This window comes from Campylobacter novaezeelandiae, assembly GCF_018968685.1.
In the GTDB taxonomy this organism is placed as follows: domain Bacteria; phylum Campylobacterota; class Campylobacteria; order Campylobacterales; family Campylobacteraceae; genus Campylobacter_D; species Campylobacter_D novaezeelandiae.
On sequence record NZ_CP076657.1, the window covers coordinates 1,057,607 to 1,072,577 of the forward strand.

14 protein-coding genes are annotated in these 14,971 nt (G+C 26.8%); 2 read left to right on the plus strand and 12 right to left on the minus strand.

From position 1 onward, the window contains the following. Positions 1–75: 75 nt before the first annotated feature. Together CNZW441b_RS05410 and CNZW441b_RS05415 are read left to right on the plus strand one after the other, a co-directional pair. Positions 76–615 (plus strand): superoxide dismutase family protein, encoded by a 540-nt coding sequence (locus tag CNZW441b_RS05410; protein ID WP_131186821.1) that lies wholly within the window; start codon positions 76–78, stop codon positions 613–615. 192 nt (positions 616–807) lie between these two features. Beyond that, positions 808–2,127 (plus strand): MATE family efflux transporter, encoded by a 1,320-nt coding sequence (locus tag CNZW441b_RS05415; protein ID WP_216681283.1) that lies wholly within the window; start codon positions 808–810, stop codon positions 2,125–2,127. A 4-nt stretch (positions 2,128–2,131) separates the two neighbouring features. Here the strand turns inward: CNZW441b_RS05415 and CNZW441b_RS05420 are convergent, their stop codons facing one another. From CNZW441b_RS05420 to leuS, 12 genes are read right to left on the minus strand one after another with little or no spacing between them, the layout of a single operon-like run. Further along, positions 2,132–2,575 (minus strand): hypothetical protein, encoded by a 444-nt coding sequence (locus CNZW441b_RS05420; RefSeq protein WP_131163516.1) that lies wholly within the window; start codon positions 2,573–2,575, stop codon positions 2,132–2,134. A gap of 53 nt (positions 2,576–2,628) precedes the next feature. Continuing rightward, a complete protein-coding gene (locus tag CNZW441b_RS05425) occupies positions 2,629–3,267 on the minus strand; it encodes a uroporphyrinogen-III synthase (protein WP_131166285.1) in 639 nt (212 codons plus the stop codon). Continuing rightward, positions 3,267–3,878 carry a thiamine phosphate synthase gene (gene thiE, locus CNZW441b_RS05430; RefSeq protein ID WP_131163518.1) on the minus strand — a complete coding sequence of 204 codons (612 nt, stop codon included), beginning with the start codon at positions 3,876–3,878 and terminating at the stop codon, positions 3,267–3,269. Before thiE ends, CNZW441b_RS05425 begins: the two co-directional genes overlap by 1 nt. Next, positions 3,871–4,680 carry a bifunctional hydroxymethylpyrimidine kinase/phosphomethylpyrimidine kinase gene (thiD, locus tag CNZW441b_RS05435; protein ID WP_131163519.1) on the minus strand — a complete coding sequence of 270 codons (810 nt, stop codon included), beginning with the start codon at positions 4,678–4,680 and terminating at the stop codon, positions 3,871–3,873. Before thiD ends, thiE begins: the two co-directional genes overlap by 8 nt. Before the next feature lie 8 nt (positions 4,681–4,688). After that, positions 4,689–5,366 (minus strand): 3-methyladenine DNA glycosylase, encoded by a 678-nt coding sequence (locus tag CNZW441b_RS05440; protein WP_131163520.1) that lies wholly within the window; start codon positions 5,364–5,366, stop codon positions 4,689–4,691. Beyond that, on the minus strand, positions 5,363–8,296 hold the full coding sequence (gene mfd / locus CNZW441b_RS05445) for a transcription-repair coupling factor (protein ID WP_131166286.1): 2,934 nt from the start codon (positions 8,294–8,296) through the stop codon (positions 5,363–5,365). The genes CNZW441b_RS05440 and mfd overlap by 4 nt, the downstream gene beginning before the upstream one ends. Further along, positions 8,296–8,688, minus strand: a complete 393-nt coding sequence (locus tag CNZW441b_RS05450; RefSeq protein ID WP_131163522.1) for a bactofilin family protein — start codon at positions 8,686–8,688, stop codon at positions 8,296–8,298. Before CNZW441b_RS05450 ends, mfd begins: the two co-directional genes overlap by 1 nt. Then, entirely contained in the window at positions 8,604–9,527 is a 924-nt protein-coding gene (gene pgp4, locus CNZW441b_RS05455; RefSeq protein ID WP_131163523.1) for a peptidoglycan metallopeptidase Pgp4, read from the minus strand. Before pgp4 ends, CNZW441b_RS05450 begins: the two co-directional genes overlap by 85 nt. Further along, positions 9,520–10,680, minus strand: coding sequence for a Mur ligase family protein (locus tag CNZW441b_RS05460; protein WP_131166287.1), 1,161 nt, complete (start codon positions 10,678–10,680; stop codon positions 9,520–9,522). Before CNZW441b_RS05460 ends, pgp4 begins: the two co-directional genes overlap by 8 nt. Then, positions 10,673–12,052: a hypothetical protein gene (locus CNZW441b_RS05465; protein WP_131166288.1), complete on the minus strand. Its 1,380-nt coding sequence runs from the start codon at positions 12,050–12,052 to the stop codon at positions 10,673–10,675. The genes CNZW441b_RS05460 and CNZW441b_RS05465 overlap by 8 nt, the downstream gene beginning before the upstream one ends. Beyond that, positions 12,042–12,548: an LPS assembly lipoprotein LptE gene (gene lptE / locus CNZW441b_RS05470; RefSeq protein ID WP_131166289.1), complete on the minus strand. Its 507-nt coding sequence runs from the start codon at positions 12,546–12,548 to the stop codon at positions 12,042–12,044. The genes CNZW441b_RS05465 and lptE overlap by 11 nt, the downstream gene beginning before the upstream one ends. Continuing rightward, positions 12,545–14,971, minus strand: a complete 2,427-nt coding sequence (gene leuS / locus CNZW441b_RS05475) for a leucine--tRNA ligase (RefSeq protein WP_131166290.1) — start codon at positions 14,969–14,971, stop codon at positions 12,545–12,547. The genes lptE and leuS overlap by 4 nt, the downstream gene beginning before the upstream one ends.

Here is a 14,971-nt window from a genome sequence, read left to right on the forward strand (position 1 = left end):
AATTATTTTTTTAAGCTATTATATAACAAAAATTGTTATATAATAGTTCTTATATAATTTACAAAAGGAGATAAAATGAAAAAAATTATTTTTGCATCTTTGGCAATGGCAAGTTTACTTTTTGCAGCTGAAAATCAAACTTTTGATCCTAAATCTGTTAAAGATCATATAACTATTAAAATGGATTTACTTGATAAAAATGGAAATAAAGCCATAGGAGAAGTTGTAGCCGTTCAAACAAAATATGGAGTAGCTTTTTATCCACAATTAAATAGTTTACAGCCAGGAATTCATGGTTTTCATGTTCATGAAAATGCAGACTGTGGGGCGACTGAAAAAGGTTTAGGAATGAAAGCAGGAGGACACTTTGATCCTAAAAATACCAAAACACATTCATTTACATGGGATGATAAAGGGCACTTAGGCGATCTTCCAGCACTCTATGTTGATGATAAAGGAAATGCTACTAATCCTGTTTTAGCTCCAAAAATTAAAAAATTAAGCGAAATCAAAAATCACGCTTTAATGATTCATTTTGGCGGAGATAATCACAGCGATCATCCAGCTGCACTTGGTGGTGGTGGTGCTAGAATGGCATGTGGAATTATCAAATAATTTTATACCCTTTTATAGGGTATAAAAATCTTGACTTATTTATTTGCATTATCTATAATACTTAAAATAAAAAATAAATTAAATTATATACATGAGAATTTTAAAACTTAATCACTACATTTTAGGCTTTCAAACAATATATTAGCTTCTTTAGAGATAAAAAATTAATATTATTATCTTTAAGGAATTTTTATGTCAGATATATTTACAAAACTTTCAGCGTGGAAGTTATTCTCTAAATGCGCTTTTCCTAATATGATTAGTGCAAGTTTTTTAGCTTTTTATTATATTGTTGATGGAATTTTTGTTGGTAAATATCTAGGAAATAATGCCCTTGCTGCTCTTGGACTTGTTTTACCTTTTATAATTATGAGTTTTGCTATTGCCGATACAATAGGGGTTGGATCAGCTGTTCAAATTTCTATGAAGCTTGGTAAAAACCAAAAAGAAGAAGCTAAAACAATGTTTAGTGCTTGTATAGTTATTATTTTAGCTTTTTCTTTTCTTATGGGGTTTATAGAATATTTTTTAGGGCCTTTGTTGATTGATTTGTTAAATGTTAGCAAAGAAGTCAAAGAGCTGTGTAAAGAAATTTTAATAGTTTTTGCCTTATTTGCACCTATTACTATGATCTCTTTTGCTTTAGATAATTATTTAAGAATTTGTGGCAAAACTTTTTATAGTATGATAATAAATATTATCATTGCTTTAAGTAATTTATTTTTTGATTATCTTTTTATTGTTGTTTTAGGTTGGGGAGTTTTTTCGGCCTCACTTGCTACTTGCATAGGCTTAAGCCTTGGAGGAATTTTTGGAATTTTACCTTTTTTGATCCAAAATCTAGAATTAAAATTTACAAAAATTGCCTTAAGTTTTAAAGAATTTAAAAACATTATTTATAATGGAAGCTCTGAATTTTTTAATAATGTTTCTACATCTTTATTTAGTATTTTTGCTAATTTAGTTTTACTAAATCTTGCAGGCACTAAAGGTGTTGCGGCGTTTTCTATTATTTTATATATCAATACTTTTATTATTAGCTTACTAATTAGCATGTGTGATGCGATGCAGCCTGCTCTTAGTTTTAATTATGCAAAAAAAGATATAAAACGCGTTAAAAATTTGATTATACCTATTTTAATAAGTGCATTTATTTTTAGCATAACAATACTTTTTATAGTTTTAACTTTTAAAGAAAACTTAATAAGCTTTTTTTCAAAAGATAAAAATAAAGAATTTTTAGATTTTGGATCTCATGCTTTAATGATATTTTCTTTTAATTATTTAATCATTTGGATTAATGTTTTAAGCACCTCTTTTCTCACAGCTTTTAATAAACCAAAATCCTCTCTTATTATTTCTTTAAACCAAAATCTTTTTATACCTCTTATTTTTTTATTTATACTTCCTTTGTTTTTAAATTTAAATGGAGTATGGCTAACACCTTTAATGGCAAATATCTTTGTGCTTATCTTATCTTTTATTTTTCTTAGAAAAATATTTGCTAAATGAAGATTTATATCTTCATTTGTTCATAAGTTATTTTTGCAAGTTTTGAAGCTTTAGTTTTTATAGGAGAAAATTTAATTTTATTAGGCTTAGGGATTGCTAAAATAGGAAAGCCCTTATCACTTGTCCCTATAAGACCTAACTGCAAAATTATAAAATCATCATTAATTTTATGTTTAGAATATGTATAAGGAAAAAGCATTAATACTTTTTGACAAGGTCCGCCAAGTATGGGAGGATTTGAACATCCTTTAATACTGGCTCCTTCAATTTCTCTTCTTAAAACAATGCCAATGCCCTGATCGGTCATTTTTTTAGCTTTCTTAGCTTTTAGCTCTACTTTTCCTCCATGCATACACGTTAAAACGTTATCCTCTAAAATGGGATTTAATACAGCCGTACTTGGAAGAGTAATAATATCTTTAATTTTAGGACTTTTTATGCTTTTCATTTTTCTAACTTTTTTAAAATTTTCAATTATTGTATTTAAAAAATATAAGAAATTTATAAATTTGCTTTTAGATTTTTGGCAATTTGAATACATTCTTCTAAATTTGGATTTTTACAAACTAAGACATTATTATATTTTAAAAGTTGTTTTGCGGTGCTTTCACCTATGGCTATTAAATAATCTTCTTCTTTAATATCATAAGTTTTTAAAAAATAATTTACACAAGATGGCGAAGTAAAAATAACAATACAAGGATGAGTGATACAAACATTGGGTTTTTTATATATATTTTCATAGGCTATGATCTGTGTTAAATTTACATTTTGACCCAAAAGTTTTTGAACCAAATTTGAAGAAAGTTCTTTGGCCCTTAAATAAAGACATTTTTTATCTCTTAACTCTTCTTTAAATTCTTCATAAAGATTGCTAGCATAAGAAAGTTTTGGGTATTTTACATTTTTAAATCCTAAATTAAAAGCTTCTTTTGCTGTATTTTCTCCCACTGCATAAACTTTTAAATCAAAATTTAAAATACTTTTAGTTTTTTTTAAAGCTTTAATGGCATTTTTTGAGGTTATAATCAAGGCATCATAAAGATTTAAATCGACTTTAAAATCATAAAAAATAAGTTCGTTTAAAATAAGATTTTGCACTTCTTTAAATTCTAATTCATTAGTAAGATAAATTTGCATTATAAACTCTTAAAAAGCTTTCTTAGGTTTTTACTCGCTAAAAAAGGATCTTTAGCACACATAATAGCTCTTACAACAGCTATACCACTAAGCTTTAAACCTTTTAAATTTAAAACATTTGTCTCATCAATGCCACCTATTGCAACAACGGGTAATTTTGATAAAGTTATAATTTGCTCTAAAATCTCAAGACTTAAAATTTCGCTTTTTTTTGTTGGGGTTGAATTTATAGCACCACAACCTAGATAATTTGCACCTTCAATATTTTTAAGCTGTTCTATTTTTTGCAAACTAAGACCTATAATTTTATCTTTGCCTAAAATTTTTCTAGCAAGTTTTATATCTAAATCCTCTTGTCCTAAATGCACTCCACTAGCATCTAAAGCCAATGCAATATCTAATCTATCATTAATGATTAAAGGAATGCAATAAGCATCACAAAGTTTTTTTACCTTAAAGGCTAACTCAAAAAATTTACGAGCACTAAGTTCTTTTTCCCTAAGTTGGATTATACCCACTCCACCTCTAATAGCCTGTTCTAAGGTATTTAAAAAAGTTTCATCACTTTTATCTTGTTTGCTAGCTACTAAATATAAACTTAAATCAATCATTTAAAAACTTATAAAAGTGATTTGTAGGACCACAACCTTTGCCAAGATTTAAAGAATAATAAATAGCATTTTTAACATATTCTTTAGCCTCTTTTATGGCATCATAAATACTAAATCCTTTAGCAATATTGCTAGCAATTGCAGAAGATAAAGTGCAACCTGTGCCGTGAGTATTTTTTGTTTTAATACGCTCTGCTTTTAAAATATATATTTCATTACCATCAAATAACACATCATTGGCATTATCTTCACTATGTCCACCTTTTAAAACAATATTTTTTGCCCCAAGTTTATGAAGTTTTTTAGCTGCTTTGATCATATCTTGCTCATTTTGAATTTTAAAATCACAAAGAAACTCTGCTTCTGGTATATTTGGAGTTAAAACATCAGCAAATTTTAAAATATTTTCTTTAAAATGATGACAATCTTGCATTTTCATCAAAGCAAAACCATTTTTAGCAAACATCACAGGATCAATTACTATATTTTTGGCTTGATATTTTTCTAAATTAAAAGCAACGCAATTCATCAATTCTTTTGTTCCAATCATTCCTATTTTTATCGCCTTTGGAACAATATCCTCAAATATAGCTTCAAATTGTTCATTGATAATTTCTTCTGGAATATGATGCACAGAAATTACTCTACTTGTATTTTCAGCAACAACGCTTAAAATTACACTCATACCAAAAAGATTATGAGCGCTAAAAGTTTTTAAATCAGCTTGAATTCCAGCCCCTCCACTACAATCACTACCGGCTATAGTTAAAATAGGGATTAAATTTGAACCTTTTGCTTGCATTTCTTTCCTTAATAAATATTTTTTAAAATTTCCTTACCTTGTTCGGTAATTTTCGAGCCTTTAAAATAAGTTTTAACAAAAGAAATAATTAAAGCATGAAAAATTTGATAAATTGTATAAAGCTCACATTTTTTACCTAGAATTTTGCAAATTTTATCTTGATTTTGCTCTATGCCACTTTCAAAAAATTCTCTTAATTCTTCATAGTCTAAAAATTCATAATTTAACGCTAAGGCTAATCTATTGGTATAAGCATCTACTACTAAAATTTCTCTTTTGCAAAGATAATTTAAAATACTATCAGCACTTTCAAATCCTAAACCTTTGATACCTAATAACCATTCTCTACTAACATTTTCTTTAAAACATTCTAAATTCTTATAATCTTTTAAGATAGCATTGACAAGAGTTTTTATTCGCTTTGCTTTTGTATTATAAAAACCACTTGGCTTTATAAGCAAAGCAAGTTCTTTATCTTCTAAATTTTTTAATTGCTCTAAAGAAGAAATATTAGCTTTTTTGAGATTTTCTAAAGCTTTTAAAACATTTTTCCAGTTTGTATTTTGAGTTAAAACAACAGAAACTAGCAGCTCAAAGTCCCCAAATTCTTTTTCTTCTAACCATTCAAAATCACTAAAAGTTAAATCTAATGTATAAAGATATTTAAAAATGTCAAACCCGCTCAATTTTCGTTCTTTCTTAAATAATTTAAAAGAGCATAAATCACATCATCATCATCTTTGCTTGATGCTTTAATTAGCTCTTTACTTCCATCTTTTTTAGTAAGTTGAATATTCATTTCATAACTTGTAATACTTTTATATCTTTTATAAGCTAAAATTTTAATCATAATAAGTTCTAAAAATTGTTTAGTATAAATATCTAGTTTTCCAAAACGATCTTCAATTTCTCCTTGAATTTCATAAACTTCACTTACGCTTTGACATTTACTAAGTCTTCTATAAAGCTCTAATCTTAAACGATCCTCGCTAATAAGTTCATTGTTTAAAAAGGCATTAATACTTAACCTTAAATCAAGCTTATCTTCTTCTATACTTTCATTTTTAGTCAAAGCATTTAACTCATCTTCTAGCATTTTAAGATATAAACTATAACCAATTTGCTCTATATGCCCGCTTTGATCAACACCTAATAAATTTCCCCCTCCTCTAATTTCAAGGTCGTGATAAGCAAGGATAGAACCTGAACCTAAAAAAGAATTGCTCTCCAATGACACAAGTCTTTTTAATGCATCTTTACTCACATTTTCTTTGTTTTCAATTAAATAATAACAATAACCTTGTTTATTACTTCTTCCTACGCGTCCTCTAAGCTGATGTAAATCCGCCATACCAAAATAATCCGCTTTTTCCACTAAAATGGTATTTACATTAGCTAAATCAATCCCACTTTCTACTATAGAAGTACAAAGTAAAAGATCGTATTGTTTATCTTCAAATTTCAATATTTCCTCTTCTTGGGTTTTAGAGTCAATCTTTGAATGCAAAATCAAAATTCTTAAATTTTTAACTATATTCAATAAATATTCTTTACACTCTTGTATGCTTGCAATATGATTATGAATATAAAAAATTTGCCCTCTACGCCTTAACTCTCTCATAATGGCCTCTTTAATCAAAACCTCATTTTTTTCCTTTACAAAGGTTCTAACATCAAGTCTTTCTTCTGGAGGAGTTTGTAAAGTGCTGTAGGATTTTATAGAACTTAAAGCTTGATTTAAGCTTCTTGGAATTGGAGTAGCAGACATAGATAAAAGGTGAGAATTTTTACTTATTTCTTTTAATTTTTCTTTTTGTTTAACCCCAAATTTATGCTCTTCATCAACAATAATCAAAGCTAAATTTTCACATTCTACATTCAAAAGAGTATGTGTTCCAATCACAACACAAGGTTTTTGTTCTTTAAGTTTGGTTAAAATATCTTTTTTTTCTTTAGCGCTTGTAAAGCGATCAAGTTTAAAAACAGCTATATTAAACTCATTAAATCTTTTTTTTAAAGTTTTAAAATGTTGATACGATAAAAGCGTTGTTGGCACAAAGAAAAAAGCACTAAAGCCACTTTTAACTACAGCAAAGATAGCATTCATAGCAACTTCGGTTTTTCCAAAACCTACATCAGCACTTAATAATCTATCCATGATTTTATTATTTTCAAAATCTTCTAAAATTTCTGCACAAACTTTATTTTGATCCTTAGTATAAGAAAAACCTGCTTTTGATACAAATTGAGCTTGCAAGGCAAAATCAACCTTAATATCTTTTGGCTTGATCAAAGCTCTTTTAGCGGCTAAATTTACAATCTGTGTCGCAATGACAAGAAGTTTTGCTTTTAATTTTTCTTTTAATTTGGCAAAATTCATTTTACCTAAACGATCAAGAGTTGGGATAAATCCACTTGAACCTAAATATTTATCAATCAAATACAAATTTTCTACAGGTAATAATAGCTTATCTTGATTTTGATAAGCTATTGCTACAAATTCCTTTTTTGCTCCACTTACCTGTATCATTTCAAGTCCTAAAAATTTTCCCACACCATAGTCTTGATGCACAACAAAATCTCCATTTTTCAATTCATCAAGAATCAAAGAAGATTTTCTTTTTACTTCTTTTCTTTCTTTTTTATTTAAAGAAAGAATAATCTCATCTTTTGAAATAATATTAATCCTTAAATCACTTTTTTCAAAAACAATATTTTTAAAATCCAATTCTAATTGCTTAAATAAAGCTTCATTTCTTGCTAAAGCTTTTATTTTTTTATTTTGATGAAAAACAAAAAAATCTTTAGTATATGAGCTTTGCAAATCTTTAAAATTTTTAGGTTCTGGAATAATTTTTTCATTTATAAAGTTTAAATCTTTGTCGTCTATATATAAAGGCTTAATACTTATAAAATCTAAAGATAAATAATCAAAAAAATTATCTATACACCAAAAACCTAAAGAATGTATATCGTTGATTAAAGTTTGACTTTGGAAATTTTCAAGCTTTTTATTAAAATTTTCATATTCTTCTTTTGAAAAAGAATTTAAGAAGGGACAAATTTCTAGTTCTTGTAATTCATAGGGTATAGATTTTTGAGTATTGATATCAAATTCTCTTATACTTTCAATTTCATCTGCAAAAAATGAAATACGAATAGGCTTTTCTTTATTAATGCAAAAAATATCAATAACATCACCACGTATTGAAACTTCTGCTTTATCTTGCACTATATCTACAAATTCATAACCTAAATATTCAATTTGTTCTTTAAATTTTAAAAAATCAAATTTCTCATTTTTATAAATATAATAATTTTTTAAATTACTTTCTCCTGGTAGTTTATGGAGCAAAGTTGCAATAGGAGAAATTAAAATCTTTTTTTTCTCTTTTTCTTTATAATAAGAATCCAATACTCTACAAATCTCAAAAAGCTCTTTTGAAAAAGATCTTAAATCATCACCAAACTCGGCTCTAAAATCTGGCAAAACAAAAGTTTTATAAGATTGAAAATTGGAAACTTGTGCTAATAAATCCGCTTCTTTATCATCTTCGCAAATGATTACTTTGGTATGGATATTATTTTGCAAAAATTCATAAAAAGCTGCTTGCATTATTCTTCTTGATTATTTTCAATTAATTTAGGCTCTTCTTTAATTTTACTACTTCCATTAAACTTTCCACCATTTTCAACACTAAGCTCTTGTATAACAATGTTTCCATCTACTATACCACCTGATAAAATTTCTAAACTATTGGCTTCCAATTCTCCTTCAAAATATCCATTAACGACTATTTTATCTGCTTTTAATTCACCTTTTAAAACACCTCTTTTTCCAATAACTACTATGCTTTGAGAATGGATTGTTCCTACAAGCTCTCCATCAACATGTAGCATGGAAGCAAAATAAAATTTTCCCTCTATTCTTGCACCTGAGGAAATGACTGTTGTTTCTGAACCGGAATTATTTGTCGTTGCGTAATTGCTTTTACCAAAGATTGCCATGGTACTCTCCTTTCTTGATTAAAAAAATTACTAATATTATTTCTTTGCAATTTTAAAAAGTATAAAGGCTCTAAAGTTTTATTAATAAATCTTACTTCATAATGCAAATGAGGGCCTGTAGAAAGTCCTGTATTTCCACTATATCCTATTAAATCTCCTTTCTTGACATATTGTCCAGCTTTTACAACATCTCTTCTCATCATATGAGCAAAAACTGTTTTAAAACCAAAATTATGAAGTAAAATAACATTATAACCATAACCATTGTCGCTATAGCCTGCAAATTCCACAACCGCATTAGCAGTTGCATAAATAGGCGTTCCAATTTCGGCTCTTAAATCAATGCCTGGATGAAATTCCCTACGTTTTAAAAGCGGATGTTCCCTCCATCCAAAGCTACCTGTAACTCCTTTATTTGCTATGGGAAAACCATTAGGAATTTGGCTAAGAATTTTGGTTTGATCTTCATTAGTAAGCTTAAGATTATCTAATCTATCATTAATGGTTAAATTTTGCTCATTTTCAAGCCCTAATGCTCTTTCAAAGCTTATAATTTTATCCTCAATCGCAGCGTATTCTTGCGTTTTTTCTTCTATGCTCTTTTGCATTTGCTCATTGCTTTGAATAAGCTCTTGATTTTTTCTAAGTAAATCCTCTCTTTTTCTACTTAAATCACTTAACTTATCATCAAGATATTTAATATAAAACCCACTAAAAACTAAAAAAAAGAAAATAAAAACAATAATATAAAATACAATTTTTTTAATTATCCTACTTAAATAAAAATGTTTTGAACCATTAATATCCGTGATTGTTATAGTAAATTTATTTTTACTCACACAATTCCTTTAAAAATTTTTCAACCAAAACAAAAGATCCAAATACCAAACTAATTCTATTTGCATTTAAACCCTGAAAATCTTCACATTTTATATTTAATTCTTTAGCTATAAAAAAAATTCTATTATTTGCTAACTCTCTATATTTATCTTCATATTTGTAAATTTTTATTGTATCTATTATAGGCTTTAATGTTTTTAAAATTTCAAAAATATCTTTATCTAAATAAGAATTATATATCAAATCTATCTTTGTATTTTGAAATCTTTCATATAAAGCTTTGGCCGCCATTTGATTATGTCCAACATCCACATAAAGCTTAGAATTAATCTTTTGACATCTGCCTAATAAATTTAAAGCTTTAAGTTTTTCAAAAGCCCTTGAAGTTCTCTTTTTACCCTCTAAAAGAATACATGTATTTAAAGCTAAATCTAAATTATGTTTTAAAAAATCTGGTAATTGATACTTCATAACATAATTTTCAAATTGTTTCTTTAAAATATTATTCAAAGAATCGCTATAATACAATTTTGATTTTTTGATATAGGCGATGTGTTTTGCTAGATCTAAAACCTCTTTTTCTTGTTTTTTAGTTATAATAGCTTTTTTTGCCATAACTTTTAATTTTGTTCTTGCTATATCTTTAAGCGTATTGCCTAAAAGCTCTTTATGATCAAAACCTATTCTTGTAAAAACACTTAATTTTTTATCAAAAATAGAAGTAGCATCATATTCTCCGCCTACCCCTGCTTCAAAAATAATATAATCACACTCTTTAAAAAGTATTGTGGCTAAAAATGTAGCGTATTCAAAATAACTTAATTCTTCCAAATCGTTTTTAAGAATATTTAATAATTTTTGATGAGCTATTTCTAATTTCTGATCACTTACAATTTTAGAATTTAAATAAAACCTTTCATTAAAACTAAAAAGATGCGGACTTGTATAATGACCAACTTTGTAACCTAGTTGGTATAAAAGTTGAGTTAAATATCTTCCCGTACTCCCTTTACCATTTGTACCTACTATATGGATTATAGGCTTTATCTTTAATTTTTTTTTGTATTTCTCATACATTCTAAAAGCAACAAAACGATCAATTTTATCATAGTTGCTTGATTTTTTTAGTAAAAATTCACTAACTTTACTCATTTGTATTAATCTGCTTAATTAGTTCTTCTAAAATATTTCCATCAGAGTTACTATCTCTATCCAAACAAACAGATCTAATTTTAGGAGAAATTAAATCATTTTTATAAATAAATTTAAAATTTTCTATAGCCTTTAAATTGTTTTCTACAAGAGAAGTCATTTGTTCTTTATTTTTTCCAGGAGAAATAATTAAATAACTTTTTTCATCTATCATCCAAAGTTCATCTAATTCTTTGCAATTTTCTTTTAAAATTTTTTTAAAACGAGTAAAAATTTCACTTAAGCTATTTAAACCATATTTTTCTATAATAAAATTATAATTACTGATAGAAAAAAGAGCTAAAGAATAATTTACTTTATATTTTACATAATTTTCATCTAGCTTTTCAAGTTCTTTTACTACGCTCCAAGCCTCTCTTTCTTCTAAATTTTGCGTAAACTGAATTTGCGCATTTAAAGTTTTAATTTTCTCATCAATACTACAAAATTTGCGTTTTAAATCTTCAAAGCTTAATTTAACCTCTCCTCTCTCATCGGGATTTAAGGTTTCAAAAAAATCAATATTTTGTTGATTAAATTTATCCAAAGAATTAAAAAGTGTTTGAATTTTTTTTAAATTATCATTAAAAAAATTTAGATTTTTTTGAACATACATATTATCAGCTATAATTCTTTTATTTACATATCCTAAAAGCTCATTTTCAAAATTATTTTCTGATAAAATAAAAGATTTTTCTTTTAATTTTTGGACAAAATTCTCAATTTTCAAATCACTCACTAAAGATGGACTTAAACATAAAGAAAGTAAATGTGCAAAATATTCATAGCTTCTCTCTTCTAATTGAGATAAAAGTTTTTTTATAACACTATCAAAATCATCATATTTACTTACACCATATTTACGTACTTCTATATCAAGACTTTCATCTTCATAACTTTTCTCAAGTTCTTTCCATTTTTTATTAAGCAAATAAATACTTTCACTATCCATAGTTTTAGAAATTCTTATAGAAGTAATTTTGGCTAATTCTTTGATTTTTTTATCTTTACTAATTTGCAACACTCTATTAATAGTAGCTAAAAAATCAAAGAATTCATTAAATTGTTTTCCACTTTGTCTATTTAATATAGATATTAAAAAACTAATAAATTCTTCTAAATTACGAATAATTTTTCCATTTAACTCTTGTTGATAATGAGGTAAAAGTAAAGTTTTGTATTTTTCAAGTTTTAATTTGTTATTTGAAACAAAACCATATTTTTGACTTAACTCTTCAAAAACTTCTGTATAATTTTCTGGAGTAGCTTTTAATTTTCTTTCTTTTAAAGCGATTAAAGTTTCTTTAGCAATTTCATTAACATTAATTGCCATTTTTATAACCTTTAATAGCAATCATTGAAATAAACTCATCAAAAGCTTCACTTGATGCATATCTAATTGCTTCAAATCTTGCTGTATCGCTAATAATACTATTAGGAGAAATATCAAAATCGTAACTTCCGCTCGCGTTAAATAATTGTGTCTTTCCATCCTTAAAGACTACATTAAATTCCAAATCTAATTTTGCCTTATAACTAACCACATAGCCATTTTTATCATAAACTAAAGGAATAAAGGTCAAATTATTCATTTTAACGTTAATAATATCATCAGCTTCATGTTTTAAAGCAAGTTTTCTTCCAAGTTTGCTAATAATTACTTCTTTTAATGTATCTGCTACAAAAATACTATTTTTAGGATCTTGTGCGTTTAATTCTACATTTACATAAACTTTTTCATTAAAAATTCTATCTGCAAGTTTTGAAGTAGGTATATACCCACAAGCACTTAGAAAAAAAATGACACAGAATAAAAAATATTTTTTCATTTGATCACCAAATTTACCAATTTGTCTTTAATATAAATTTCTTTTACAATAACCTTATCTTGAATCCATTTTTGAACACTTTTTTTAGCTATATTTAAAATTTCATCCTGTGAAGTATTTATTAAAACTTCAATTTCAGAACGTTTTTTTCCATTAACACTCACAATTAAAACTAAAGAATCTTTTCTAAAAACTTCTTCTTTTATTTCTAATTTTTTAAAATTTTTACACTTAAAAAGTTTATCACTTAGCTCAAAACATACATGAGGAATAATAGGCTCTAAAATATTTAAAATAATATAAAAAGCCTCTTGTTCTAGAGCTTTATTTTTACATTGATTTAAAGCATTGATTGCCTCCATACAAGCTGCGATTAAAGTATTAAAAGCATAAGTTTTATTATAAACTTCTTCTGATTTTTTTAAAGCTTCATAAACTTTTAATCTTGCATATTTTTCCTCTTTGCTTAATTCTTCATGCTTTAAAATATAATTTCCACTCTCAACATTTAAAGCCCTATCATAAAGTTTACAAATAAAACGATAAGCTCCTTCAAGTGCATCATCATTCCACTCTAATTCTTTTGCTGGAGGAGCAGCAAATAAAATAAAAAGTCTAGCAGTATCCGCGCCATATTTTTTTATAATTTCATCAGGATCAACAACATTGCCCTTTGATTTACTCATTTTAAAACCGTCTTTTAAAACCATACCTTGTGTTAAAAGTTTCAAAAAAGGCTCATCATTTTTTAAATACCCAAGATCTCTTAATACTTTTTGAAAAAATCTTGCATATAATAAATGCAAAATAGCATGCTCAATTCCACCAATGTATTCATCAACGCTAAGCCAGTAATTAACACTTTTTTCATCAAAAACTTTATTTTGCCAAGTATCCTCATCACTTGCAAAACGTGCATAATACCAAGAACTTTCAAAAAAAGTATCCAAAGTATCACTCTCTCTTGTAGCTTTCTTTCCGCATTTAGAGCACAAACAGTTTTTCCACTCTAAATGCCTATCTAAAGGATTGCCTTCACCAGTAATTTCTACATCTTCAGGTAAAAGTATAGGCAGATTTTCAATTTTTTCACAAACTAAACCACAATCATTACATTTAACCATAGGAATTGGAGTTCCCCAATATCTTTGACGTGAAACCCCCCAATCTCTTATTTTAAAATTTATAACTCTTTTACCTAAATTATTCTTTTCAAATTCCTTAATAATCTCTTCTCTTGCTTCATTGCAATCTAAATCATTAAATTTATCACTATTTATAAGTTTACCAACTTTTTGTGTAAAAGGAAGTTTTTCTTTGGAGCTTATAACCTCTTTAAATTCAAGATTATACTTTTTAGCAAATTCAAAATCTCTTTCATCATGAGCAGGAACAGCCATCACAGCTCCACTTCCATAATCAGACAAAACAAAATTAGCTACCCAAATAGGAATTTTTTCTTTTGTTAAAGGATGCAAAGCATAAATTCCTAAAAAATATCCCTCTTTTTCATTGCTTTGTCTTTCCCTTGGGCTTTGATTTTGCATAATTTTAATTTGATCTATAATTTTGGCATCTAGTTTAGAATTTTTAATTAAATCTTTAACTATATCATGTTCAACAGATAAAGCAATATAGCTTATACCATATATTGTATCTGCTCTTGTGGTAAATACTTGAAGATCTTTTTTATTTACCTTTTTTACACTCTCTTCATCTAGAAAAAGAGTAAATTCTAAACCTTCGCTTTTACCTATCCAATTTTCTTGCATTGTTAAAACTTGATTAGGCCATTTATCTTTTAATTTTTCCAAATCTTTTAAAAGTTCATTAGCATAAGAAGTAATTTTTATATAATATCCTGGCATTTTTTTCTGAATTACCTCATTGCCACAGCGCCAACATTTACCTTCTTCTACTTGTTCATTGGCTAAAACTGTTTGATCATGCTCACACCAATTTACATTTGCTTCTTTGGTATAAATTAAACCTTTTTCAAACATTTTTATAAAAAATTCTTGCTCGAATTTTGTATAAAGCGGATCAGAAGTAGCAAGTATTCTTTTTTTAGAAAATGAAAAACCTAAAGAAAAAAGTTCTTTTTGCATATATGCTATATTATCATAAGTCCATTTTTTTGGATGAATTTTATGTTTTATCGCTGCATTTTCAGCGGGCATACCAAAACTATCAAATCCAATTGGATGCAATACATTAAAACCAATTTTTCGATAATATCTAGCTAATGCATCGCCTATAGTATAATTTCTTACATGACCCATATGAATACGTCCACTTGGATAAGGAAACATAGAAAGAATATATTTTTTCTTTAACGAAAAATCTTTTTTTGGCTCAAAATAATTATCCTTATCCCAATTTTCTTGCCATTTTTTCTCTATAATGCTTGCATTATATGCCAT